This is a genomic window from Gordonia paraffinivorans (assembly GCF_900683595.1).
Classification (GTDB): domain Bacteria; phylum Actinomycetota; class Actinomycetes; order Mycobacteriales; family Mycobacteriaceae; genus Gordonia; species Gordonia paraffinivorans.
Genome location: NZ_CAACYD010000006.1, coordinates 854,453 through 877,348, shown reverse-complemented (window position 1 = coordinate 877,348; position 22,896 = coordinate 854,453). Strand labels below are relative to the sequence as shown.

Here is a 22,896-nt window from a genome sequence, read left to right as displayed (position 1 = left end):
GACCTTCCGGCGCGGGAGCCGCAAGGGCTAATAGGTCTGAAAACTTGACCAATAGTCCTTTAGCGGTGACACTGATCTCACTCGCACGGAAATGTAATCCAGAGCAGAAGGAGCCCTTCGTGGGGAACAAAGTCATAGTGACCGGCGGTGCCGGGGTCATCGGCCAGGCCATCTGCCACCGGCTGCGTGAGTCGGGGTACACCCCGGTCGCCGCGGACCTCGAGCCGGCCATCGACGCACTCGACCCGGCCTTCGTCGAGCGCGACGGAATCGTGACCGTCGAGATGGATGTCACCGATCGCGCCGACGTGGACCGCGCCGTCGAGTCCGTCCTCGACGAGGGTGAGACCTTCGCCGGGCTCGTCAATTGCGCCGGCGTCCTCCGTGATTCGTTCCTCGGTGAAATCGACGAGGCGAAGCTGGAGCTGATGTTCCAGGTGAACATCGCCGGCATGGCGCGCGTGACCGACGCGGTGGCGCCGCACCTGACCGAGGGGACCGCGATCGTCAACGTCGGCAGCCTCACCGGGCACTTCGGACGCTTCCGGGGCGCGTCGGTCTACGGCGCGACCAAGGCGGGTATCGCCGCCTACACGCGGTACGTCGCCGAGGAGCTGGCCGAGCGCGGCATTCGGGTCAACAACGTCGCCCCCGGTGTGATCCGTGCGCCCATGAGCGAATCGATGGCCCGGGTTTCCGGTGGCGAGGAGAAGAGCGCGGCCCACGCCATGCTCAAGCGCATCGGTGAGCCGTCCGAGGTCGCCGAGGCGGTCGAGTTCCTGCTGTCGCCGCGGGCCTCGTTCATCACCGCGCAGACCCTCCTCGTCGACGGCGGGGTCGTCGCATGGTGAGCGGCGGGAGCGCGTCGGGAGTGGCCCTCGCGCCGTCGGTGTCGGTCGACGAGGCCAACGCCGAGGCATTCTCCCGGTTGGACGCCGCCGACCCGTGGGTCGTCGATGTCGCGCCGGCGGGCGAGGTGCTGCCCGGTTACAAGGAGAACCTGGTCCTCACCTCCGGTGCTCCGATGGCGTGGGAGGACTACACGGGAGGCCAGCGTGAGGCGCTGATCGGCGGCGCGCTGTTCGAAGGCCTCGCGACGTCCCGAGAGGAGGCCATCGAGGGCTTCGCCAGTGGACGCATCGAGATCGGCGCCTGCCATGACTACGCGGCGGTGGGATCTCTGGCCGGCATCTACACGGCCTCGATGCCGGTGTTCGTCGTCGAGAACCGTGCCCACGGCAACGTCGGGTTCTGCAACTTCTACGAGGGCAAGGAACCGCGCCGCCTCAACTACGGCTGCTACGACGAGGGGGTCCACGAGCGCCTGCTGCACGTCAACACCGTGCTGGCGCCCGTTGTGGGCGAGGCGATCCGCCGCAGCGGCGGGATCGCGCTGAAGCCGCTCATCGCCCGGGCGCTGCGGATGGGCGACGAGGTCCACAGCCGCAACGCCGCGGCGTCGATCCTCTTCAACCGGGAGATCCTGCCCGCGGTCCTGGGCATGGTCGGTGAAGGCGTGCCCGGCGTGCAGGAGACGATGCTGCATCTCGCGGAGAACGACTACTTCTTCCTGCGGCTCTCGATGGCCGCGGCGAAGGCGTCCGCCGACGCCATGGTCGTCGAGGGCTCGACCCTGGTGTCCGCCATGGCGTTCAGCTGCCGCGGCTTCGCCATCAAGCTCGCCGGCCTCGGCGACCAGTGGTTCGAGGGACCGCCGCCGGTTCACGAGGGCAAGCTGTTCGCCGGTCACACCGAGGACGAGATCACCTGGATGGGCGGCGAGAGCCCGATCACAGAGACCGTCGGATTGGGAGGCTTCGCACAGGCCTGCGCGCTGTCGCTGCAGGACTATCAGGGAGGATCTCCCGACGTGATGATCGAACGCAATCGGGAGATGTACTCCATCACCCACGGTGAGAACGGCACCTACCGGATTCCGCTGTTCTCCTTCCGCGGCACCCCGACCGGCGTCGACGCCCGGATGGTCCTGGAGAAGGACATCTACCCCGTGATGGACGTGGGCCTGGCGGGCCGCGACGGCGGGCAGATCGGTGCCGGTGTCATCCGCGCGCCGCGTGAGTGCTTCGAGAATGCCATGGCCGCGTTCGAGGAAAGGTACGGAGCGCGATGAGCCCGTCGACCGCACACATGGCCCTGACCTTTTCGGGGAAGGGCGCCGTCGTCACCGGCGCGGCGTCGGGTATCGGCGCGGCCGTGACCGCGGTGCTGATCGACGCCGGAATCCGGACGCTGGCACTCGACCTGCGTGAACCCGAACAGGTCAGTGGCCCACGTGCCCACCTCCACGTGCCGTGTGCGGTCGACGTCCGCGATCGTCGCGGCCTGCAGGACATCGTCGACGAACATGCCGGCGAAGGCCTGAGCTACGTGGTCAACTGCGCGGGCATGCTCGAGACGACGGGCTTCGCCGGCGTGAGCCAGGACTCGTGGAGCCGGGCCCTGGATGTGAACCTGGTCGGCGCCTACAACCTGATCGACGCCGTCACGCCGCACATGGAGCGGTCCGGTCGCGGAGCGGTGGTCAACATCAGCTCGATCGAATCGCATTGCGTCGTGGCCCTGACCGATCCGGACCCGACGCCGCAGTACGCGGCGTCGAAGGCCGGGCTGTCGATGCTCACGCGGACCGCGGCCCGTGCGCTGGCCTCACGGGGCATCCGGGTGAACTCCATCGCCCCCGGGTTCGTCGCCACGCCGATGGCCGCGGCGCACGGTGACACCTCCCGTCTGCCGGACAGCCTGCAGCGGCGGGTGCCCACTGGGCGGTTCGGCAGACCCGACGAGATCGCGCACGCGGCGGCGTTCCTGCTCAGCGATCAGTCTTCGTACACGACCGGTGCGGAACTGCTGGTCGACGGCGGGTTCGAGCTCACATGACCGTGGGCCAGGATTCACCGGTCGTCGCGCACAGCACGTTCCTCGGGCGCCCGGCCCGCATCGGTTCGTGGGACGAGTTGTCGCAGGGGACCTTCAGGGCGGCCAAGGCGCGTATCGAGGCCGGCGACCACCGAGCGGCGGCCGACCTCCTCGAGGTGTCGCTCGAGGAGGCCGACGAACTCCGCGACGTCTACGAGCGGTGGCCGGCAGAGGTCGCCCGGTGGCTCACCGGACGGGGCGTGGATCCCGCCGAACTGGAACGTGAGCAGGACCGGTTGCGTTCGGTCATCGGCGACGTCGCCATGACCGGTATCCAGGCAGAGTGGCCGGAGTACCGCGACGCGGCCCTCGACGCCGCCCGACGATGCCGCGACGGCGACAGTCGCGCGATCGAACTCGTCGACGAGGTGCACGCCATCTGGCTCGGCATCCACGACCGTGCCGTGGATCGGGTCGCCGGACACATCGACATCGCGGTCCGGCTCTGCGGCGAGGACATCCTCGGAGAACTCTGGGACTTCCTCATGGCCGACTGGTACGACGCGCACGAGCGGCGCTTCTCCCCGGAGAACCAACCGTGGCAGGTGTCGGCGAACCAGCTGATGGTCGCGATCGTTGACGGGTTCCACGCCCACCTGGTCGGGCGGGATCGCCAGGGAGACCTCGAGATGATCGAGGAACCCGACCGCATCGGCTTCCGCTTCGCGCCCTGCGGCTCCGGCGGCCGGATGCTCGACGCCGAGGTGACCGGCGGCGAACCGCGATCGGCGGCGCCCTACGGCTTCGCCACCACGACGCGTCGGCACGACTGGGCGTGGAACGAGGTGGGGATCTGTTCCTACTGCGTCCACTGCTGCCAGCTCAACGTGGTGATGCCGATCGACCGGATCGGATTCCCCACGCGCGTCATCGATCCGCCGATCTGGACCGGACACCCCGGTGCCGCGACAGCGTGCACGTGGTGGGTGTACCGAGACCCCTCGCTGGTCCCCGACAGCGTCTATCACCGCGTCGGACGGACCCCTGGAAACCGTGGAGGAAAGGCATGAGCAGACTCAGGCCGATGACCCAGATCGAGGTCCCGGACTACGACCTCGGCCTGCGGGGCAAACTCGTCCGCTCCAACAAGACGAACTCGGGGATGGCGTTCTGCACCATCGCGTACGGGCTGTCGCTGGTGGACGACACCAGTGACACGCCGTTCAGCAACGCGGAGAACGGATATCCCGACGGGGTGGTCGTCGCCGATGAGGCCACCCGGGTCGAGCTGCCCTGGCGGCAGGGGACCGATGCGGTCATCGCCGACTTCGTGGACGCGGACGGCCGGCCGTTCGGCCCCTCGGCGCGCGGTGTGCTCCTGGGCCTGATCGACGAGTATCGCTCGCTCGATCTCGAGCCCGTTCTCGGATACGAGTACGAGGTGTGGATCTTCCGGGAGACCCCGGGCGCGGAGTTCCACGGCACCTCCGGACTGACCCCGCTCGGCCGAACCCACAACGCCTACAGCCTGACCAGATCCGTGGAGGCCGACGAACTGGCGTCGGAGTACATCGACCGCATGACGCACGTTGGTATCGAGGTCGAGGCCTTCCACTCCGAGCTCGGACCGGGGTTCTTCGAGTTCGCGCTCGCGCCGGCGCCGGCCAAGGAGGCGGCCGACGGCGCCGCCCGCGCGCGCCAGTATCTCCGCGACCTGTGTGCCGAGCACGGGCTCCGCGCGAGTTTCATGGCGAAGCCGTTCGGCGGCTTCTCCGGGGCCGGCGGGCACGTGCACTCCAGTCTTGTCCGAGACGGTGCGAACGTGATGGTCGACGAACCGGGCAGGTTCTCCGACGTGGGCTCGCGATACCTGGCCGGTCTGCTGCAGACGATGACGGACTTCACGGTGCTGTTCAGCCCGTACGTCAACTCGTTCAAGCGGGCCGATCCGGCGATGTTCGTCGGCGACCGGGCATTCTGGGGGAGCGACGACCGAAACGCGACGTGTCGAGCCCTTCTGGGGAGCACGAAGGCGGCGCGGATCGAGCACCGCCGTCCCGGCGCCGATGCGAACCCCTACGTCGTCGCCGCGGCCCTGCTCGCGGGCGGACTGGTGGGACTTCAGGACCAGCTGCCCCTACCGGAGGCCGGGCCCGTCGGGGCGAAGGCACTTCCCGACAATCTGGGCGATGCGATCACCGCCCTGGAGAACTCCGGGTATGCCGCACAGACTCTCGGCAAGGCGTTCGTCGAGGCATTCGCGTCCACCCGCAGAGCCGAGCACCAGCGATACGAGGCGTGGATGCGCACGTTCATCACGCCGTGGGAACTTCAACGACACCTGGAGCACCAGTGACACATTCCGGAATCCTGTCCCTCGACGAGTTCGACGCACATGTCGCCGACGGAACGATCGACACGGTCATCTGCGCCGCACCCGACCCCTACGGACGAACGGTCGGAAAGCGGTTGACCGTCAACGCCTTCCGTTCGCTGTGCCTGAACGGTGGCGGTGTCAACGCGAGCAGCTTCGTGTTCGCGGTCGACCTCGAGATGAACCCTCTCGACCTGCCGGTGTCCAACGCGTCCAACGGGTGGGCGGACATCCGCCTGGTCCCCGACCTGGCGACCCTCCGCCGTGTTCCGTGGGAACCGAACTGTGCCATGGTCATCTGTGACGCCTACGAGGCCGACCGCGACGAGCTGCTGTCGGTTGCGCCGCGCACGATCCTCAAGAAGCAGATAGCGCGTGCGGCCGAGGAGGGACTGGCCTTCCAGTTCGCCTCCGAGCTCGAGTTCTTCCTGTCCCAGACGCCGCCGCGCAAGGCCTGGGAGCTCGGATACCAGAATTTGGCGATGACGTCCGATTACCGGTCGGACTACCAGTTGATCCAGTCCGCCCGCGACGACTGGTTCATCCGCCAGATCCGGAACATGATGCCCGAGTTCGGCATCCCGATCGAGTCGTCCAAGCCCGAATGGGGCCTGGGGCAGCAGGAGATCACGCTGGACTACTGCGGCGCACTGGAGATGGCCGACCGGCACGTGCTCTTCAAGTACGGGGTCAAGCAGTTGGCCAACCAGTCGGACCTGACCGTCACCTTCATGGCGAAACCCGCCATCGACGAGGTCGGCTCCTCGTGTCATCTGCACGTGAGCATGTGGAGCACCGATCCCACGCCCGCCCCGCTGTGCTGGGCGAAGGAGGGCGGCGGCATGTCGGAGAAGTTCGGGTCGTTCGTCGCCGGCCAGATCGAACACGCCGCCGACGTGGTCCTGATGTTCGCGCCGACGATCAACTCCTACAAGAGGTTCCAGCCCGATCAGTTCGCCGGATCGGCGATCGCGCTCGGTGCCGACAATCGATCCTGCGCGTTCCGGCTGGTCGGCGAGGGCGCGTCGTTCCGCGTCGAGAACCGGATCCCGGGGGCGGATGTCAATCCGTACTACGCCTATGCCGCCACCATCGCCGCCGGGCTCGACGGTGTCCAGCGCGACCTGCCGACCCCCGAGGTGTTCTCCGGAAACGCCTGGGACGACGCACATCAGATCGAGACGGTACCCACCTCCATGCACGCAGCACTCCACCGGTTCGCCGAGTGCAAGATGCTGCGCGCGGCCTTCGGCGACGAAGAGTTCGAACATCTTCTCGTCTCCTCACAGAACGAACTGCTCGCCTTCGATTCCGGCGCGGTGACCGACTGGGAGAAGAAGCGCTACTACGAGCGCGTCTGACCCGCACCGGAATTCCCACCAGGAAGGACTGTCATGCCCCTCAATCCGATCGCCCAGAAGATGATCGACGACTCGAAGGCCTCGGGTCGTCCGAATGCCCACCTCCTGCCGGTGGAGACCGCGCGGGAGAACTTCGAGAACACTTTCGCCGCGCTGGAGAAGCCGCCGATCCACGAGACCCGCGACGTCGCGATCCCCACTCGTGACGGTGAGACCATCCGCGGACGGCTGTACCTGCCCTCGGGGGCCGAGGACCCGCCGCTCACGGTCTACTACCACGGTGGCGGGTGGCTGTTGGGCAGCATCGATTCGCACGATGTCACGACCCGGCTCCTCGCCACCGCATCGGAATCCGCCGTGTTGTCGGTGGACTACCGCCGCGGACCGGACCACCGGTTCCCGACCGCGGTGAACGACGCCATCGACGCCCTCGAATGGGCGCGTGTGCCCGGGAACCTGCCGGTCGACGTCTCGCGAGTGGCCGTCGCGGGCGACAGCGCCGGCGGCAACCTGGCCGCCGCGGTCGCGCTCGAGGCGCGTGACCGGATGGCTCCGCTCGCGCATCAACTGCTGATCTACCCGGTGACCACCTGTGACCTCGGCAAGGGTTTCGACGACGAGTACGAGGGCATCATGCTCGAGCGCGACGAGATGCAGTGGCACCAGGACAACTACCTCCCGGGCCCGGACTGGGCCACCGATCCGCGGGTCTCCGTGCTCGACGCGAAGCTCAAGGGTCTCGTGGCGGCAACCGTGATCCTGGCCGAGTGCGACCCGATTCGTCCGCAGGGCGAGCTCTACGCGCAGGCCCTCCGCGAGGCGGACGTGCCCGTGGAGGTGTTCGAGAGCGAGGGGCTCATCCACGGATTCTTCGGGCTCGACCAGATCTTCCCGACCGCGTCCGAGGCGATGGAGTTCGCCGGCAAGCGCCTGCGTGAGGCGTTCGCGACGGGAGCAACCCGATGAGCCGCACCGCGCTGGTCACCGGGGCGGGTGGCGGGATCGGACTGGCCACCGCGCAGCGTCTGTCCGCCGACGGCTGCCGCGTGGTGGCGACCGACATCAAGCCGGAGCGGCCCGCCTCGCTGCCCGACGATGTGCGGTACGTGCCCCTGGATCTGCGTTCCGGTGATCTGGACGAGCTGCTGAGTCCGTTCGCCGACGGCGGCCTGGACCACCTCGTCAACGCCGCGGGCGTGGCGTTCTTCGACCGGGACGGGTCGGCGCTCGACGCCGACGAGGCGGTGTGGGATGTGACGCTCGGCGTGAACCTGCACGCAACCCGTGCGCTCATCTCCGCGGCCGTCCCGGCGCTGCGGAAGGGCAAGGGACGCAGCATCGTCAATGTCGCCAGCATCGCCGGCACGCGGGGGATGGATTCGCCCCTGGACGCGTATCAGGTCAGCAAGGCGGCGATCGTGTCGCTGTCCAGGTCTCTCGCACTGCAACTGGCTCCGGAGAACATCCGGTGCAACACGGTCTGCCCGGGCGCGATCCTCACGCCCATGATCGAACATCTCTACGTGGAGGATCCGGCGCGCCGGACCGACATGGAGGAGCGCACGCCGATGCGCAGGCTGGGGTACCCCGAGGAAATCGCCGCAGCGATCGCATTCTTGCTGTCGGATCAGGCATCTTTCATCACTGCCACGGACCTCGTCGTCGACGGCGGCTGGAGCGTGCAGGTCAAGTAGGGAAGGTGTCCGAGTAGGGCACAAGAGGCCCTTGACACATCCAAATAAGGTCTAAAGACTAGGCCAATAGTCAACAACCGCCGTGAGTGGTCGGCGTCGGATCATCAGCAGGGAGACATCCACATGGCAACACCAGTACGAGTGGCGATCATCGGAACCGGGTTCAGTGGTATCGCCGCGGCCGTCGAGTTGCAGCGCAAGGGAATCGACGACTTCGTCATGTTCGAGAAGGCCCCCGGCCTCGGTGGCACCTGGTTCTACAACCGGTACCCCGGGGCGGAGGTGGACCTGGAGTCCCACATCTACTCGTTCTCGTATGAGCGCTACGACTGGTCCCGCACCCACGTCGACTGGCAGGAGCTGCTCGGCTACCTCAATTACGTGGCCGCCAAGCACGGGCTGATCGAGCACATGCGGTTCAACGAGGCGGTCGAGGACGTGACCTGGTCGGACGAGAAGCGCCAGTACACGATCAAGACGAGCTCGGGTGAGGACCACGGGCCGTTCACCGCGGTGATCAGCGCCGTCGGATTCCTGAACATCCCGCTCATCCCGCCCTTCGCTCGCGGCGACCACGATTTCGAGGGCGCCATCTGCCACACGTCGCGCTGGATCGAGGGACTCGACATGGCCGGCAAGAAGGTGGGTGTCGTCGGCACCGGCTCGTCTGCGGTGCAGATTGTGACCGAGGCGGAGAAGGTCGCCTCCGAGGTCAAGATCTTCCAGCTCGAGCCGAACTGGATCCTGCCGAAGAACGCCCGGGAGTTCACCGCGACCGAGCGTCGCCTGAACCGGTTCGCCCCGGTGTACTGGTACCGCCGTCTGCGGCTGTACTTCGACTACGACAAGCGCCAGTTCTTCGCCGGCCACGCCCGCGCCAACGGGCGGCCGAACCGAATGCGGTACGCACAGTCGCTGGCGTTCCTGCAGAGCGAGCTGGGCTCCCATCCGGAGCTGTTGGAGATGGCCACCCCGAAGTTCGCGTTCGAGGGCCGCCGGACGGTCCTCAGCGACACGTACTACAAGGCGCTGAAGAGTCCGCACGTGACGCTCGTCCCGCATGGTGTCAAGGGGCTGACCAAGCAAGGTGCGATCGACGCGAACGGCGACGAGCATGATCTCGACATCATCGTGCTCGCAACCGGTTTCGACGCGGCGAACTACCTGGGCAACTTCGAGGTGCATGGCGAGGGTGGGGCCGATCTACACGAGCAGTGGGCCGGTGAACCCGACGCTCTGCTCGGCATGATGGTGCCGAACTTCCCCAACTTCTTCATCATGTACGGCCCGAACACCAACTCGGTTCCGCTCGTCTCCTTCTACCAGTCCCAGGCGAAGTTCGCCGCCGGCCTGATCGCGAAGCTGCGCGACAAGTCCCTGACCCGGGTCCGGGTACGCGAGCGCGCCTACGCCATGTACAACGAGTGGCTGCAGGACCAGCTGGCGAAGACGGTCTGGGCGGACACCTCCAACTACTTCCGCGCGAAATCGGGCAAGGGCAGGATCGTCTCCCAGTGGCCGCTGGGTGCCACCCCCTACCTGGTCGCCACCAAGGTGGCCCGTCGACTCGGTACGCGCGCGGACTGATCCGGCCGGTGCCACCACCCGGTGGCGAGGGCGGCCGCCCCAGGAGGGCATGACGAGTGCGGGGTCGCCGGTCCCGGAAACATCGGGGCCGGCGACCTCGCGCGGTCAGGGGACGTAAATGACATCCTGTGGATGCCCGATCATGATCCGACGACGTGCGGCTGCGGCGGGGTGAAGCTCGTGTTGTCCGGCAGCGGCGACTCGCCCTTCTCTGCGCCGATCTCCTTCACCGTCTTGATCGACGAGAACTTCGAGTCGCCCTGGCGGGCGAGTGAGTCGTCGTACCACTCGAACCACGGGTAGCCGTGTTCGACGTACTCGGCAATCGTGGGCGGCTCGTGATGCGGCCGGGTGCCGGTGAGGGCCTCCCAGTCGGCGCTGTTGACGATGCGCAGGGTCGACCGGCTGGTCGCGGTGGTGTCCCAGTTGCCGCGCGGCTCGACCGGCGTCGCGATCGACTGGGTGATCGTGCCCCCGGCGCCAAGGCCCATGCCGGTCGCCCCGTCCGGGTCGGGCACACCCTCGCACAGGAGGCCGTCGAACACCGCGCCGGCCGGCATCCCCGGGGTAGCGATGTCGTGCCGGGCGGCGACCCGCTCCTCCCAGACGTCGGCGCGCAGCGGCGTGACCTCGATTCGGATCGATCCGTCGTCGTCGCCGGTCAGTTGCTCGGCGGCGGTGTAGCCGCGGCCGAGCGGCATCGCGACGAACTGCCGAACGGTCGTGGCGTCGACGCGGAACCCGTCGAGCCACGGTTGCTCCGGCACCTCGAAATAGTCCTCGCCGAAGAAGTCGATCTCCTCGGCGAAGTCCTCGCCGGTGACGGCGTTCACCCCGCCGACCGAGATCCGCACCAGGAACGGGTAGTCGGACGGGCAGTGGAAGCTGAACCACGCGGCCTCGGCCTGCCACATCGGGAGCACCACGTCGGTCGGTGTCCAACCGTGCGCGCGTGACCAGGTGTCGGCGGCGGTGCGCAACTCGAATGTGCCCATTCCCGGCGGCAATCCGTAGGTGGTGTCGTCGTCGGGGACGCGAAGGGTGCGCATGACGTTGATGCGGAGACGTGCGTCGGCGTGGAGTTCTGGGAAGGCGAAATCGAGGGATCTCTCGGTGACGGTGACGGGCATGCGATGACCTCCGATCGGGATGGACACAAGGCACGTTAGGCCCGGGGTACGACAGGCCCGCGACGCCTCGTTATCGGTGCTAAAGAACTGCTCCGACGGTGGGCTCGTCGTGCTCTACTGGACTCATGGTGTTCGTCGCGGTGGCCGTCTTCGTGGTGGTGCTCGCGGTGGCCCTCGTCCTCCTCGCGTCGGCGGCCATCGGAGCCTTCTCCGCGATGTTCGGCGGCATGAAGAGGGACCTCGGCCGCCGCCGCTCGGGTGCCGCCGTCACCGCGGACGAACGCCCGGCACGTCTGGTCGGCGCCGCCGACGCCGCGGGTGATCTCGCCGACCGGCTGCGCCTCGCGCGCGCACGCCGCTGGACCGCCTGCCAGGACATCCAGCAGCGTCTCGAGGGCTCACGACGTCCCGACGACGACGGGGTCGGCGACTTCGGGGTGCTCGCCCTCGACATCTGGGCGGGCCGTCCGCTCGACGACCAGCAGATCTCGCAGTCCACCCGTCGCCACCGGCCGGGCCGGGAGGAACGCGCCGAACTCGAGAACATGGTGCGGGACCCGGTCGGCCGGATCGCGTGGACCACAGCGCTCGTCGCCGACCGCGTCAGCCGGAACCCGGCCTGGGGGCTGGAGTTCTTCGACCTGCATTCCGTGCGCGTCGACCTGGCCGGCGAGGTGACCGCGATCGCCCGGGCCGCCACCCGGATCCGCGACCAGCTCGCGATCCTCGGCGACCCGCCGGACGGTCCACTCGGCACCGACGACGAGGTGATGGCGACCTACGCGGAGAAGGCGGGGCTGCTCTCGACCCGGCTGGACGGTCTCGTCGAACGTCTGGAGGCCTTCGCGAGTTACGAACAGATCGTCGCGCGCATCCAGCAGCGTCAGGAGAAGCAGGCGTGGCTCGACCGGGTCAGCGCGATCGACGAACTCGAGCACGCCATCGACGCCGAACGCGATCGGGCCGAGGGCGATCGGGTTCGCAACATGGCCGACGAGTCGGGAATCCTCGCGTCGATCTACCTCGACGAGATCGCGCCGCTCGCGAGATCGCTGAAACGCGACGTGATCCCGGGTTCCTAGGGTGCCACCGCCCTCTGGAACACGACCTCCATGCGCACGACGAACCCGAGACGCTCATAGAGCCTGATCGCGGTGGTGTTCCGTCCGTCGGCGTGCAGGATCGGTGTCTCGCCGCGGTCCCGGATCTGCTGCACGAGTGCGAGAACCAGGCGTGTCGCGAGACCTCGGCCCCGATGGTCGGGATCGGTGCACACCGCGCTGATCTCGGTATGGCCCGGCAGGCGCAGTCGTTCTCCGGCCATCGCAACCAACCTGTCGTCGTGCCGGATTCCCAGATATGTGCCGAGTTCGATGGTGCGGGGCCGAAAGGGGCCGGGTCGGGTTCGTCGTGCCAGGTCTGTCATCTCGGGGACGTCGTCGGTGGTGAGGAGCACCGCTTCGGGGACGGCGAACAGGAGCAGTGCCCCGCCGGGGCCGACGAGTTCGGCGGCATCGGACCAGTCGCTCCCCGTCGGTGCGGTCGGCAGCGCGGCGATCGGGGCGACGCCGGGGTGGAATCGGACCGCGCGCCCGACGCGCTGTGCGAGCCCCGCGTGGGGGCCGCTGAGCGAGAACCACGCGGGATTGTCGAGCGCGGCGTCGTCGGAAGGCCGTGTCGGAGCCGCGGATTCGTCGTCGTATCCGGCCACGGGACGACGATACCCGGCGACGTGGTGTGCACTCCGCCGGTCGCGGAGGCGGACGAACCGGCATACGATCTGCTGGATCGTGCGATCGCGGGAGGAGTCGAGCGTGGGCACAGACGAGATCGCCGCGAGTTCGCCCGCGCCGCCACCGAGGCCTACCGGCGGTACCCGTGACCTCGTCCTCATGCTCGTTCTGACCTTCACCACCGGGATCGTCGACGCCGGAGGCTTCCTCGCGTTCGACACGGTGTTCCTCGGCAACATGACCGGAAACGTGCTGATCCTGGGCATGGGAGCGGCCGGTGCCCATGGGTTGCCGGTGTTCTCGCCGGCCCTCGCGCTGCTGGCGTTCATCGCCGGAGCAGGGGTCGCGAGCCTGTTCCTGCGGGCGGGGCCGGCGGGCTGGAGTCCCAGGCTGGTCTCGGTCCTGTCGGTCTCCACGGTGCTGGTCGCCGTCACCGCGGTGCTGACGGGATTCGACGCCGGCGATCACGCGGCCCGGTTGTCCGCGGTGGGACTGACCGCCGCCGCGATGGGGATGCAGGCCGCGGCGGCACGCCGGATCGGGGTCGCCGACGTGACGACCGTCGTCGTGACGTCGACGATCACGGCCTGGGCGATCGACATGTTCGCCCGCCCGAGTAGGGCGACGATCTTCAACCGCCGCCTCGCCGCGATCGCCGTGATCCTGCTCGGCGCCCTGGTGGGTGCGCTGCTGCTGAAGATCGCGCTGTGGCCGGTGTTCGCCGTGGCCGCGGCGGTGAGTGCCGGGGTGGTGGTGTGCGGATACGTCCTCGCCGCCCATGCGGGCGCCGACCCTGCGACTTCCGTGTGACGAGACCGGGCCGAGTCGTCTGGTCCTCAGAGCGGCAGGTGGTCGTGGAACCAGGAGATATCGGCGCGAGTGAGCGCTCGCACGGCGGACCGCCCCTCCCACACCGGGGTGTTGATCGGCTGGGTCAGATACAGGCCGTGTCCGGCTGCCACCACACGGTCGTACTGACTCGGCCAGTTGATCTGGGCGGCGAGTTCATCGAGGGTGCCGCGCCCCCGGTCGAGTGCGCGGGTGACATGGGCCGGTGCAGGCAACCGGTCGGACTTGCTGCTGTTGCAGCCTCGGCAGGCCAACACCAGGTTCGCCAGCCCGTCGATTCCCACACGCGACCATGGCAACACGTGATCGACGTGGCGTGACCGTCGGACCGCCGCGTTGCAGTAGAAGCAGGAGGGATCGAACGCCTCGGCCAGCACGTCGCCGGCGCGTTGGAGCGAGATCCGGTCGGCCCCGAACAGATGTTGCGCCAGATCGGGGCCGTCGGAGAGCAAGTCCTTGTTCATGCGTCGGACGTCGTCGACCCACGCGAGTTGGAAGGCGGGCTTCAGCAGCGGTGCCAGGCGGGCAATCGTGTGACAGACACCGGGATAGAGGGTCAGCTTGTTTCCGTGCTCGGCGATGCGCTTCACCGAATCCGTTCCCATCCACGAGTCGTCGTAGAGAAAGCGCTCCTCGGAACCCCCGGAGGTGAGGTTCTGCACCAGCTTCAGCGGGTAGCGCACCAGGGTTCGTTTCACGCGGAGGTGTGTGGCGAGGTACTCGTCCGGGTGAGAAGCCGCCACGGCGCGGAGACCTGGTGGTCGCCGACCCGCCGCGGCGTCCTCCGCCAGGCGGGCAAGCGCGTCGAAGATGACGCCGCGTCCGTCGTTGGACTGGCGCAGTCGATGTCCGTCGAGCGGACGCAGTTGCCGCCAATACAGCTCGATGACGCGTGTCGTGAGCTCGTCGAGATCGATGTCCACGGCGGCATCGGGGTCCTCGGGAACCGATTCGACCGCCAGATCCAGCAAGGCCATCAGGACCGCGAGTTTGTAGGTGGCGGTGCGCCGTCCGTCCTCGAGGACGGCGACGAGCCGCTGGCCGAGCGTGAGCGGATCGACGGTCAGGGGCACGGGTCAGAGTCTATGAGTGGTGGAGCCATGAGGCAGTGCAGATCCCGACAGTGGCGCGGCATGTGAGGCGGCCACGACGAGCAAACAGCCGGCGAGCACCATCGGAGTGCTCGCCGGCTGTCTTTCAGGTCCCGGCCGAACGGTCGCCGGGCCCGAGGTCGGTGGCTGCGATCAGTTGAGGACGATGTCCACCGGCACCGCGTTGCCCAGCGTGTGCCCGACGGGCGAGCTCGCCTTGACCCGGGCGTGCAGCTCGTCGAGCTTCTCCTGCGGGGCGTCGGAGTCGATGGTGACCTTCGCGGTGATCGAGGTGAAGCCGGCGTGTCCCTCGGCGAGTCCGAGGAAGACGCTCAGGTCGAGGTCGCCCTTCAGGTCGATGCGCAGATCCTTGAGCTCGATGCCGGCGAGCGTGGCGTTGGCCGCGTACCCGACGGCGAGGCAGTTGCCGAGGGCGCCCAGCAGCTGTTCGACCGGGTTGGGTGCGGTGTCGCCGCCGCCGAGCGCCGTCGGCTCGTCGGACGCGATGGGCGAGAAATTGCGGACGCGGGCCTGCGAGGCGAACGCGCCGTTCCACTGGACATGGGCCGCCCAGGTGGTCTGCGCCTTGGATTCGTCGGCGCGGATGCCCTCGACGAGCTGCCCGACGGCGGCGATGTCGACGTCGTTGAGGCGGGTGGCGGTCTCGGTCATGGTGCTCCTTCGCGTGGGATCCGGTGCCGACGAAGCTAGCCGTAGAACCGGGAGCGGACACCGTTCAGCGTCACGGTGATCCGAACTCGCCGAAGTCAGGACACGGAGTGGTCGACCACCGCCACCGGGTACTTCGACGCGTGGTGGGCGGCGCGTGTCACCGACGTGATCCAGGCGGGGAACAAGACGCCGGACCGCGGGCGGCTGATCACCAGCAGCGACGCGTGCGGGACGGCCTCGGCCAGCGAACGATGCGGGTCGCCGTTGATGAGCTGGATGGTCACATGCCGGTCGGGGTAGCGCTGCCGCCATGGCGCGAGAAGCGCCTCTGCGCGCGCATAGGCATCGGAGATCTCCTCCGGCGCAGCATCATCCGAGATCGCGGAGATGACGGTCACCGGCTGGTCGATCTCACGGGCCACGTCGAAGGCGCTCTGGAGCGCCTGCTCCGACGGCGCGTCGACGTCGATCGCCGCGACGACCGGCCCGTCGAAGCAGAGGTTGCCGAACGGAACCGTGACCACGTTGCACTTCGCGCGGGCCGCGACCGCGGCGCTGACGCTGCCGGCGGTGAGCCGCTCGAGCCAGCCGGCCCGATGGTGCCCCAGGACCAGGAGCCGCACCTCCTCCGACACCTTCAGCAGGAGGGGGATGGGGAGATCCGGCCGGATGAGGGTGTCCACGCGCAGGGTCGGATGGTCGTCGCGTAGGGCGGCGGCGACGGCGTCGGCGCGCGCGATGGCGGCGTCGCGGATGTTCTCGATGTCGAACTCGGCGAGACCCTGCGCCGTTCCCGTCGGCGCATAGCCGTGGACGAGCAGCAGCCGGGCATCACGACGGATCGCCGCCGGCGCGGCCCAACGAGCTGCCGCCTCCGACTCCGGGCTGTGGTCGAGCCCCACCGCAATGGTCGTCATCGTCCCGAGTACGACCTCCCCCTCCGCGAACCGGGGCGGCCGATGTCCGGGGCCGCCACGTGGCCGGTCTCGGAGGAAATGCTAGTCGGACAGCCGTGCTTCGCAGGCGGGTCGGGCGACGATCCGTCGACCTCGCGGTCAGCAGTCGTGGGGCTCGCCGATCTTGACGACGGCGAGAACGGCCTCTCCCTCACCGAAAGGCGTTCCGGGACTCGGTGTCTGGCCCACCACGATCCAGTTGCGATCGAGGATCTGCGATCGTCGCCGGCCGGTCGCGTCCTCGCTGCGGGAGAAGAACACGCCGGCCTCCTGGATCCTGTCCTGCGCGTCCTGGAGGTTCATGCAGACCACGTCGGGCATGATCGGCGCACCGGTGGTGGGTGGTGGCGGCGTCTCGGTCTGGCTTCGTCGGGCCGGTCCGGGGGCGGGCGCCGGGGTCGTGCCGGTCACCGTCTCCGTCACGGTGGTCGTCGGCAGCGGTGACGTCACGGCGGCCCCGGACCTTTCGTCCGTGGTTGCGCCGCAGGCCGTGGCCGCGGCGAGCGAGACGCTCACCGCAGCGGCGAGCGGGACGAAGCTGCTGCGCATGATGTCTTCGATCTCCTGGGGCTGCGTTTGTCGGGCGAACGGTAGATCCCGCCGCGGGAGCGAGTCGTTAGCCCGGGACAGGCGATTGGTCCGATCGGAGGAATCGAGACGCATCTGCCCGCGGCGCGCTGGACCCGTCGCCCGGACGCGGTAGCGTGCGGCGAGGCCGGAATCCGACGAGGCGCCCGCCGAGTGACGGGTGCGGGCGCGGTGGCCCCGGGATTCGAGCGAGCAGATTGTGGGAGGACGAGACACGACATGCCGACGGTGATCCCCGCGAACCCGCGCTTCGCGGCAGCCAGCGAAGAGATCGTCTTCGACGCCTTGGCCGCCCAGCTCGCCGACGAGGACCTGCTCGTCGTCGGGCAGCGGGTCACCGATCACGTGAAAGATCACGAGATCGACTTCGTCGTGGCGATCGAGGGCGCCGGGATCGTCTGCGTGGAGGTCAAGGGCGGCGAGGTCTGGCACGACGGCGAGTCGTGGTGGCAGGAGCGGGTCGGGCAGGCGCCGAAGCCCATCGACCCGGTCGCGCAGGCGCGGGAGGCCTGCTACGCGCTGAGGGAGTTCGTCGAGTCCGACCCGCGCTGGACCGTCGGCCGACTCCGCTGGGATCACGTCGTCGTGTTGCCCCACACCGAGGTGGGTCCGGCGTTCGCGCTCCCGGACTGCCCCCGGTGGAAGATCGTCGACCGGACCCAGCTGGACCAGCTCATGCCGCTGATCCGCAGCGTCGTGCTGAAGAGGGGCCTCGACCTGCCGCCGATCGACGCCGACGGCATCCATCAACTCGGTATCGCGTTGGGCGGCAGGGGATTGCCTCAGCGGGACGTCGTGGCCAGGGCGCTCGAGAACGAGAGCGTCGCCGACACGCTGACCTCCCACCAGGCGGTGATCCTGCGGGCGATCACCCAGCTCAACCGCGTCGAGGTCCGGGGCGGGGCCGGCAGCGGGAAGACGTTTCTGGCCGTCGAGCAGGCGCGGCGCCTCGCGAAGTCGGGCCGGCGCGTGGCCCTGGTCTGCTACTCCCACGGGCTGGCGTCCTATCTCGAAAGGCTCACCGCCACATGGGGGCACAAGGAACGTCCCGCCTACGTGGGGGAGTTCCACGAGCTCGGCATCACCTGGGGTGCGGCGACGGGTCCGGACGAACGGGAGCGCACCGAGGCCGCCCAGGAGTTCTGGGAGCACACTCTGCCGCGTCAGATGTACGAACTGGCACAGCAACTCCCGCCGGGAAAGCGGTTCGACGCGATCGTCGTCGACGAGGCGCAGGACTTCGCCGACGACTGGTGGAAGCCGTTGCTGGCCTGCCTGAAGGACCCCGAGAACGGGGGCATCTACGTGTTCATCGACGAGGCGCAGCGGGTCTTCGCGCGGCAGGGTTCGCCGCCGGTCGACCTCGTCCCGCTGGTCCTCGACCACAACCTGCGCAACACCAAGCAGATCGCCGAGACATTCAAACCGCTTGTCGGGCAACGGATGCAGCTGCACGGCGGCGACGGTCCCGAGGTCCGGTTCATCCCGTGTTCTCCGGAGGAGGCGCTCGACGTCGCCGACGACCAGATCGATCTGCTGCTCGACGAGGGGTGGCGTCCGGAGGATATCGCGCTGTTGACCACCGGAAGCCGCCATCCCGAGCAGAAGGCTCGGCAGGCCGAGGGCAACAAGGCCTACTGGGCGTCGTTCTGGGACGACGAGCAGGTCTTCTACGGGCACGTCCTCGGTTTCAAGGGGCTCGAGCGCCGGGTCGTCGTCTTGGCGCTCAACGAGAAGAAGGCCTGGGACCGGTCACGTGAGCGTCTCTACGTCGGCCTGTCCCGGGCGCGCGACGAACTCGTCGTGTGTGGCGACCCGGACTTCGTGTGCGAGGTCGGCGGACCGCAGGTGGCCCGTCGTCTGGGAATCGGGGTGTGATCTCGGGGAGCGCGGCAATGCGTCCGGTGCACTGGGACGGCTGTCCATTCCCGACCCGTTCCAAAGTGTGTCAGAGTGAACGAACGCTACTTTCACACAGGAAATCTCGCCGCCACATGATAGCGACCACGGAAACGGGACATATCGGTCGGGGTGTGTAGGTCGACTTACGTGCCGTGCATATGCCGACCCGTCATGAACGTCAGACGTGCCCTGTGCGCAGGCCTCGTGGCCGCTTCTGTCCTGGTCGGGGGAGCCGGCCTCGTCGGAGCGGAGGCCGCAGCCGCGCCGGCGACCCGTTGTGTGCCCGCGTCGACTCCCGAGAGCGAGAAGCGCCTCGCGGAACTCACCGACGTATCCGGGATCAAGACCTTCGACGATGCGCGCACCGCGATCAGCAACCTGCGCAAGGAACTCAGCACGTCGGACAACTATCTCGGCACGTTCCCGATCGCCTTCGACAACATCCTGCAACTCGTCGGTCCGAGCATCGCCTCGGGGACCTACGACGATCCCGAGTGGGCCGAGGCCCTGGCAGTCGAGGTCGTGCGGCTGTACGTGGGGAACCTCCACGAGTTCGTCACCGGCGGCACCCCGCAGGCGCACTGGGCCGAGGCCTTCAAGCTGACCAAGAAGTGCGACCGCAGTCCCGGCCGCGTCCTCCTCGGGCAGATCTTCGCCCACCTGATCGTCGACTTCCCGTATGCGCTGGAGAACATCGGCACCACTGCCGAACACACGCGTGACTACTACGCCTTCGGCAACGCGCTCGTCGACGCCACCCCGACCATCGTCGGGACGTGAAGAAGACCTACGGCGTGGACCTGCATCCGCTATTCACCGCCTGGTTCCTGGGCGACGTGATCGGTGACAGCCAGGCCACGACCCTGCTGTTCCAGTCGACGCGCACCGTCGCGCTCGTGAACAACTTCGGTCTGCAGAACCCGGCGACCCGCGGTGCGACGGTCGCCGAGATCGACGCGATGTACCGCACCTCGCTGTTCGCCCTGGATCAGATGGAGAACCTCGGTAAGATCTGATCTCCACCCACGACGAGAAACGGGCCGGTGACGCTGTGTCACCGGCCCGTGTGGTCTTCAGGGCTCACCAGGAGATCTCGACCTCGATCTCGCCCTCGCCCTCGCCGCTCTCGAACTCGATCTTCAGCTCGACCTCTGCCGGGACGTCGATACGGACGGTCTTGTCGTTCTGCACGTATGACACCTCGTTGTGGCGCGCGATCGCGTCGGCGAGTGCGTGGAGTCGCTTCGCCGCGTCCTCGCGCGTCAGCGTGGTCTTGGCCTTGTGCTCGAACAGTTCGTCGCTCATGGGTTCATCTGAGCCGATCGCGAACACCGGGTCAAGAAGTCGGGCACGGTTTGGCAGGCGGCCGTCGCCGGGCAGGTCCCGGCGCGGAGCTGCGGTCCCGGTGTGCCCGACGGGCCGCCGGAGATCTGCGACATGATGGCCCAGACGACCGCGCAACGGGAAGGGGAGTGGCCGCATGGAGCCGATCCGGGTCAGTGCAGTGGTGATCCGTGACGCCGACGGGAGGGTGCTGACGGTTCGCAAGCGCGGCACGAGCATGTTCATGTTCCCCGGCGGAAAGCCCGATCCCGGTGAGCGACCCGTCGACGCGGCGGTGCGCGAGTGCCTCGAGGAGCTCGGGGTGTCGATCTCGGCCGACGACCTGCGAGCGCTCGGCGAGTTCGAGGCGGCCGCGGCCAACGAGAGCGGGCGGCGGGTGATCGCCGACGTGTTCGAGCACCCCTACGTGGAGGTCGCCGCCCCGAAGGCCGAGATCGCGGAGGTGTCCTGGCGCGACCTCGACGACGAGACCGTGGCCCCGCTGCTCCGGGACGCCGTCTTCCCGTTCCTGCTCGCCGGCTCCGCGGAGCTCGGGGAGGCGGGCGAGCGCTGACCGGCGTGGGCCCCGGGAAGGCGCCCGTGATCGCACTGGTGGGGGTGGTCGAAACCCGGGTGACGGGATGCAGTACTTTGTTCGCAGCAAGGCCCTGTGGCGCAGTTGGTTAGCGCGCCGCCCTGTCACGGCGGAGGTCGCGGGTTCGAGCCCCGTCAGGGTCGCCAAAGTGCAGACATGGTCTGCGTGCATCTAGTTCCGAAGCGGTCGCAGGAACTCCCCGGTGACACCCACGGCCGGTGCCGACGATCCGCCCCCGACGACCAGCGTCGCGAACGCCAGATCGCCGGCGATCCCGGCGAACCAGCCGTGCGGGTTCTTGTTGTCGCCGTACTCCGCCGTCCCGGTCTTGCCGCCCAGGCCGGGGACGTCGCGTAGCGCGGTGGCGGTGCCGCGGGTCACGGTGTCGCGCATCATGCTCCGCAGCGGGCCGGTGACCGCCTCGGGGATCTTCCTCGGTTCGACGTCCCCGCTGGTGCTCTGTCCGTCGACGAGCACCGGGGAGACGGTCTCGCCGCGCGCCAGGCTCGCCTCGGCCAGCGCCAGCCCGAACGGACTGACCGTCACCGTGCCCTGGCCGATGCCGTTCTCGACGCGCAGAGCCGGGGAATCGGCGACGGGAACCCTGCCGGTCACCGTCGTGAGGCCGGGGACGTCGTAGTCGGCGCCGATGCCGAATCGGCGTGCCATGTCCGTCAGCGCGTTCGCGGGCAGCTTGTTGGCCAGCGCGCCCATCGAGGTGTTGCAGGATCGGGCGAAAGCCGTCGCGAGTGGCACTGTTCCGAGATCGAAGTCGTTCTCGTTGGGGATCGTGCGGCCCTCGATCGTCGTGCGGCCGGGGCACGGGACCTGCGACGTGGGTTGCACGACCCCGTCGGCGAGCGCGGCGGCGGTGGTCACCGTCTTGAAGGTCGAACCGGGCGGGTACAGGCCGCTGAGCGAGACGGGCCCCGACTTGTCGGCGGCGTCGTTCTGCGCCACGGCGACGATCCCGCCGGTGGATGGTGCGATCGCGACGATCATCGCCGGCCGTCGCTCGGCGTCGACGGCGCGCTGGGCCTGGGTCTGGATGTCGCGGTCGATGGAGGTCTGCACGGGTGGGGTCGGCCGGGGTTGCGCTGAATCCACGAGGTGTGCCGCGGATCCGTCGTCGTTGACCAGCAACACCGACCAACCCGCGGTTGCGTCGATGGTTTGGCGCCAGATCCCCTCGAGCCCCGACATAGCCGGGGAATGAAGGGATTTCGTCGCACTGAGCAGGGCGCCCTGCTCGGACGTGGTCACACCCGGGATGGACTGGACGGCGCGCTGCACGCGTTTCCAGTCCGATTCCCGCAGTCTGATCACGTTCTGCTTGGCCGCGTCGTTGCCGTCGAACAGCTTTCGGATCCCGGCGCCGGTCATATCCGGTTCGACGGGGCGCAACGCCCTGGCCAGCGCGTCCGCCGAACCGATCTGTGCGCGATCGAGGTCGACGAGCGAGACGGCCTGCCAGGTCATCAGCGGCTGTCCGTTGACGTCGAGAACCGGGGTGCGATAGGCGCGGTCGTCGCTGTATGAGAACGTCTGGCCGTCGCGGAGCTGACGGTGCAGCACCGCTGGTTGCCAGCGGATGCGCCAGCCGGAGCCGCTGTCCACCAGCGTCGCATCTGTCTGGTATTCGACGGTGTCGTCTCGGATCTGCCAGCGGTGTTCGAGCGTGCCGGTCACCTGCTTGTCGTCGACGAGGTCGGCGGAGACGCTCAGCTTCGGCTTGGATCCCATGCCGTCGAACATCGACTGGATCGCGGCGCGAGCGGCCGGCGGGTCATCCGTGAGGCCTGCGGCAGCTGCGACGTCACCCTTCTGCAGGTTCTCCGCGAATGACCGAAGGGTGTCCTCGGGCGAGTCGGAGAACAGCGAGCACCCCGACAGGGTGCCGACGGCCAAGAGGATCACGCCCAGGATTGCCGGCCATCGGAGCTGTGTGCATCGACGATCCGGGCGGCTTCTCGCCTCCCCGACGTGGACTTTCTCGGCTCTGGTGGTCGAAGGTCGCGGGTGCCTGATGAGATCCACGGTTTCCAGGGTGGCACGGATTTGCCGTCGACCGCGCGGACTCGCCGTTTGGCGTGGTCCAGGCCGCGAGGCGCAGGGCCACCGACAACCGTGGCCCTGCGAGACCACTCGGTGCTCGATCAGGCCG

Annotated in this window: 23 protein-coding genes and 1 tRNA gene; 16 read left to right on the top strand and 8 right to left on the bottom strand. The window is 68.4% G+C overall.

Annotation, left to right across the window (positions count from 1 at the left end; translation table 11 throughout):
* Nucleotides 1-119: 119 nt before the first annotated feature.
* From E1P53_RS10990 to E1P53_RS10950, 9 genes are all read left to right on the top strand, one after another.
* On the top strand, nt 120-851 hold the full coding sequence (locus E1P53_RS10990) for an SDR family NAD(P)-dependent oxidoreductase (RefSeq protein ID WP_006901230.1): 732 nt from the start codon (nt 120-122) through the stop codon (nt 849-851).
* Nucleotides 845-2,131 carry a YlbE family protein gene (locus tag E1P53_RS10985; protein WP_006901229.1) on the top strand — a complete coding sequence of 429 codons (1,287 nt, stop codon included), beginning with the start codon at nt 845-847 and terminating at the stop codon, nt 2,129-2,131. Before E1P53_RS10990 ends, E1P53_RS10985 begins: the two co-directional genes overlap by 7 nt.
* Complete coding sequence (locus E1P53_RS10980) at nt 2,128-2,898, top strand: SDR family NAD(P)-dependent oxidoreductase (RefSeq protein WP_131734310.1); 771 nt, start codon at nt 2,128-2,130, stop codon at nt 2,896-2,898. Before E1P53_RS10985 ends, E1P53_RS10980 begins: the two co-directional genes overlap by 4 nt.
* Nucleotides 2,895-3,947, top strand: coding sequence for a hypothetical protein (locus E1P53_RS10975; RefSeq protein WP_131734309.1), 1,053 nt, complete (start codon nt 2,895-2,897; stop codon nt 3,945-3,947). The genes E1P53_RS10980 and E1P53_RS10975 overlap by 4 nt, the downstream gene beginning before the upstream one ends.
* Nucleotides 3,944-5,233, top strand: coding sequence for a glutamine synthetase family protein (locus E1P53_RS10970; protein WP_165484420.1), 1,290 nt, complete (start codon nt 3,944-3,946; stop codon nt 5,231-5,233). The genes E1P53_RS10975 and E1P53_RS10970 overlap by 4 nt, the downstream gene beginning before the upstream one ends.
* Nucleotides 5,230-6,612 carry a glutamine synthetase family protein gene (locus tag E1P53_RS10965; protein WP_006901225.1) on the top strand — a complete coding sequence of 461 codons (1,383 nt, stop codon included), beginning with the start codon at nt 5,230-5,232 and terminating at the stop codon, nt 6,610-6,612. The genes E1P53_RS10970 and E1P53_RS10965 overlap by 4 nt, the downstream gene beginning before the upstream one ends.
* 33 nt (nt 6,613-6,645) lie before the next feature.
* On the top strand, nt 6,646-7,578 hold the full coding sequence (locus tag E1P53_RS10960; RefSeq protein ID WP_131734308.1) for an alpha/beta hydrolase: 933 nt from the start codon (nt 6,646-6,648) through the stop codon (nt 7,576-7,578).
* A complete protein-coding gene (locus tag E1P53_RS10955; RefSeq protein ID WP_006901223.1) occupies nt 7,575-8,306 on the top strand; it encodes an SDR family NAD(P)-dependent oxidoreductase in 732 nt (243 codons plus the stop codon). Before E1P53_RS10960 ends, E1P53_RS10955 begins: the two co-directional genes overlap by 4 nt.
* Before the next feature lie 123 nt (nt 8,307-8,429).
* Nucleotides 8,430-9,893 (top strand): flavin-containing monooxygenase, encoded by a 1,464-nt coding sequence (locus E1P53_RS10950; RefSeq protein ID WP_006901222.1) that lies wholly within the window; start codon nt 8,430-8,432, stop codon nt 9,891-9,893.
* 140 nt (nt 9,894-10,033) lie between these two features.
* On the opposite strand, the gene E1P53_RS10945 is transcribed toward E1P53_RS10950, so the two are convergent.
* Nucleotides 10,034-11,023: a hypothetical protein gene (locus tag E1P53_RS10945; protein WP_006901221.1), complete on the bottom strand. Its 990-nt coding sequence runs from the start codon at nt 11,021-11,023 to the stop codon at nt 10,034-10,036.
* A gap of 125 nt (nt 11,024-11,148) precedes the next feature.
* Between E1P53_RS10945 and E1P53_RS10940 the strand changes: the two genes are divergently transcribed.
* Complete coding sequence (locus E1P53_RS10940; protein ID WP_006901220.1) at nt 11,149-12,105, top strand: hypothetical protein; 957 nt, start codon at nt 11,149-11,151, stop codon at nt 12,103-12,105.
* Here E1P53_RS10940 and E1P53_RS10935 read toward each other — a convergent pair.
* Nucleotides 12,102-12,734 carry a GNAT family N-acetyltransferase gene (locus E1P53_RS10935; protein ID WP_006901219.1) on the bottom strand — a complete coding sequence of 211 codons (633 nt, stop codon included), beginning with the start codon at nt 12,732-12,734 and terminating at the stop codon, nt 12,102-12,104. The genes E1P53_RS10940 and E1P53_RS10935 overlap by 4 nt on opposite strands.
* 118 nt (nt 12,735-12,852) lie before the next feature.
* On the opposite strand from E1P53_RS10935, the gene E1P53_RS10930 reads away from it, so the two are divergent.
* Nucleotides 12,853-13,566 carry a DUF1275 family protein gene (locus tag E1P53_RS10930; RefSeq protein ID WP_371831000.1) on the top strand — a complete coding sequence of 238 codons (714 nt, stop codon included), beginning with the start codon at nt 12,853-12,855 and terminating at the stop codon, nt 13,564-13,566.
* Nucleotides 13,567-13,592: 26 nt separating this feature from the next.
* Here the strand turns inward: E1P53_RS10930 and E1P53_RS10925 are convergent, their stop codons facing one another.
* The 4 genes from E1P53_RS10925 to E1P53_RS20750 all read right to left on the bottom strand — a co-directional run bounded on the left by E1P53_RS10925 (nt 13,593) and on the right by E1P53_RS20750 (nt 16,873).
* The gene (locus E1P53_RS10925) at nt 13,593-14,678 is read right to left on the bottom strand and encodes an HNH endonuclease (RefSeq protein ID WP_131734306.1); all 1,086 of its coding nucleotides are present in this window, start codon (nt 14,676-14,678) and stop codon (nt 13,593-13,595) included.
* 171 nt (nt 14,679-14,849) lie between these two features.
* On the bottom strand, nt 14,850-15,368 hold the full coding sequence (locus E1P53_RS10920; RefSeq protein ID WP_131734305.1) for an OsmC family protein: 519 nt from the start codon (nt 15,366-15,368) through the stop codon (nt 14,850-14,852).
* Between the two features lie 95 nt (nt 15,369-15,463).
* A complete protein-coding gene (locus E1P53_RS10915) occupies nt 15,464-16,285 on the bottom strand; it encodes a universal stress protein (protein WP_131734304.1) in 822 nt (273 codons plus the stop codon).
* Between the two features lie 138 nt (nt 16,286-16,423).
* Nucleotides 16,424-16,873 (bottom strand): PASTA domain-containing protein, encoded by a 450-nt coding sequence (locus E1P53_RS20750; protein ID WP_051997228.1) that lies wholly within the window; start codon nt 16,871-16,873, stop codon nt 16,424-16,426.
* Nucleotides 16,874-17,131: 258 nt separating this feature from the next.
* On the opposite strand from E1P53_RS20750, the gene E1P53_RS10905 reads away from it, so the two are divergent.
* From E1P53_RS10905 to E1P53_RS20745, 3 genes are all read left to right on the top strand, one after another.
* Nucleotides 17,132-18,790, top strand: a complete 1,659-nt coding sequence (locus E1P53_RS10905) for a nuclease-related domain-containing DEAD/DEAH box helicase (RefSeq protein ID WP_006901213.1) — start codon at nt 17,132-17,134, stop codon at nt 18,788-18,790.
* A 195-nt stretch (nt 18,791-18,985) separates the two neighbouring features.
* Nucleotides 18,986-19,594 (top strand): DUF5995 family protein, encoded by a 609-nt coding sequence (locus tag E1P53_RS10900; protein WP_006901212.1) that lies wholly within the window; start codon nt 18,986-18,988, stop codon nt 19,592-19,594.
* Nucleotides 19,591-19,830 carry a hypothetical protein gene (locus E1P53_RS20745; RefSeq protein ID WP_006901211.1) on the top strand — a complete coding sequence of 80 codons (240 nt, stop codon included), beginning with the start codon at nt 19,591-19,593 and terminating at the stop codon, nt 19,828-19,830. The genes E1P53_RS10900 and E1P53_RS20745 overlap by 4 nt, the downstream gene beginning before the upstream one ends.
* Before the next feature lie 64 nt (nt 19,831-19,894).
* On the opposite strand, the gene E1P53_RS10895 is transcribed toward E1P53_RS20745, so the two are convergent.
* On the bottom strand, nt 19,895-20,119 hold the full coding sequence (locus E1P53_RS10895; RefSeq protein ID WP_006901210.1) for an amphi-Trp domain-containing protein: 225 nt from the start codon (nt 20,117-20,119) through the stop codon (nt 19,895-19,897).
* A 175-nt stretch (nt 20,120-20,294) separates the two neighbouring features.
* On the opposite strand from E1P53_RS10895, the gene E1P53_RS10890 reads away from it, so the two are divergent.
* Complete coding sequence (locus tag E1P53_RS10890) at nt 20,295-20,711, top strand: NUDIX hydrolase (protein WP_109239895.1); 417 nt, start codon at nt 20,295-20,297, stop codon at nt 20,709-20,711.
* 90 nt (nt 20,712-20,801) lie between these two features.
* Nucleotides 20,802-20,878, top strand: a tRNA-Asp gene (locus E1P53_RS10885).
* A 25-nt stretch (nt 20,879-20,903) separates the two neighbouring features.
* On the opposite strand, the gene E1P53_RS10880 is transcribed toward E1P53_RS10885, so the two are convergent.
* Nucleotides 20,904-22,649, bottom strand: coding sequence for a penicillin-binding transpeptidase domain-containing protein (locus E1P53_RS10880; protein ID WP_131734303.1), 1,746 nt, complete (start codon nt 22,647-22,649; stop codon nt 20,904-20,906).
* Nucleotides 22,650-22,896 lie beyond the last annotated feature (247 nt).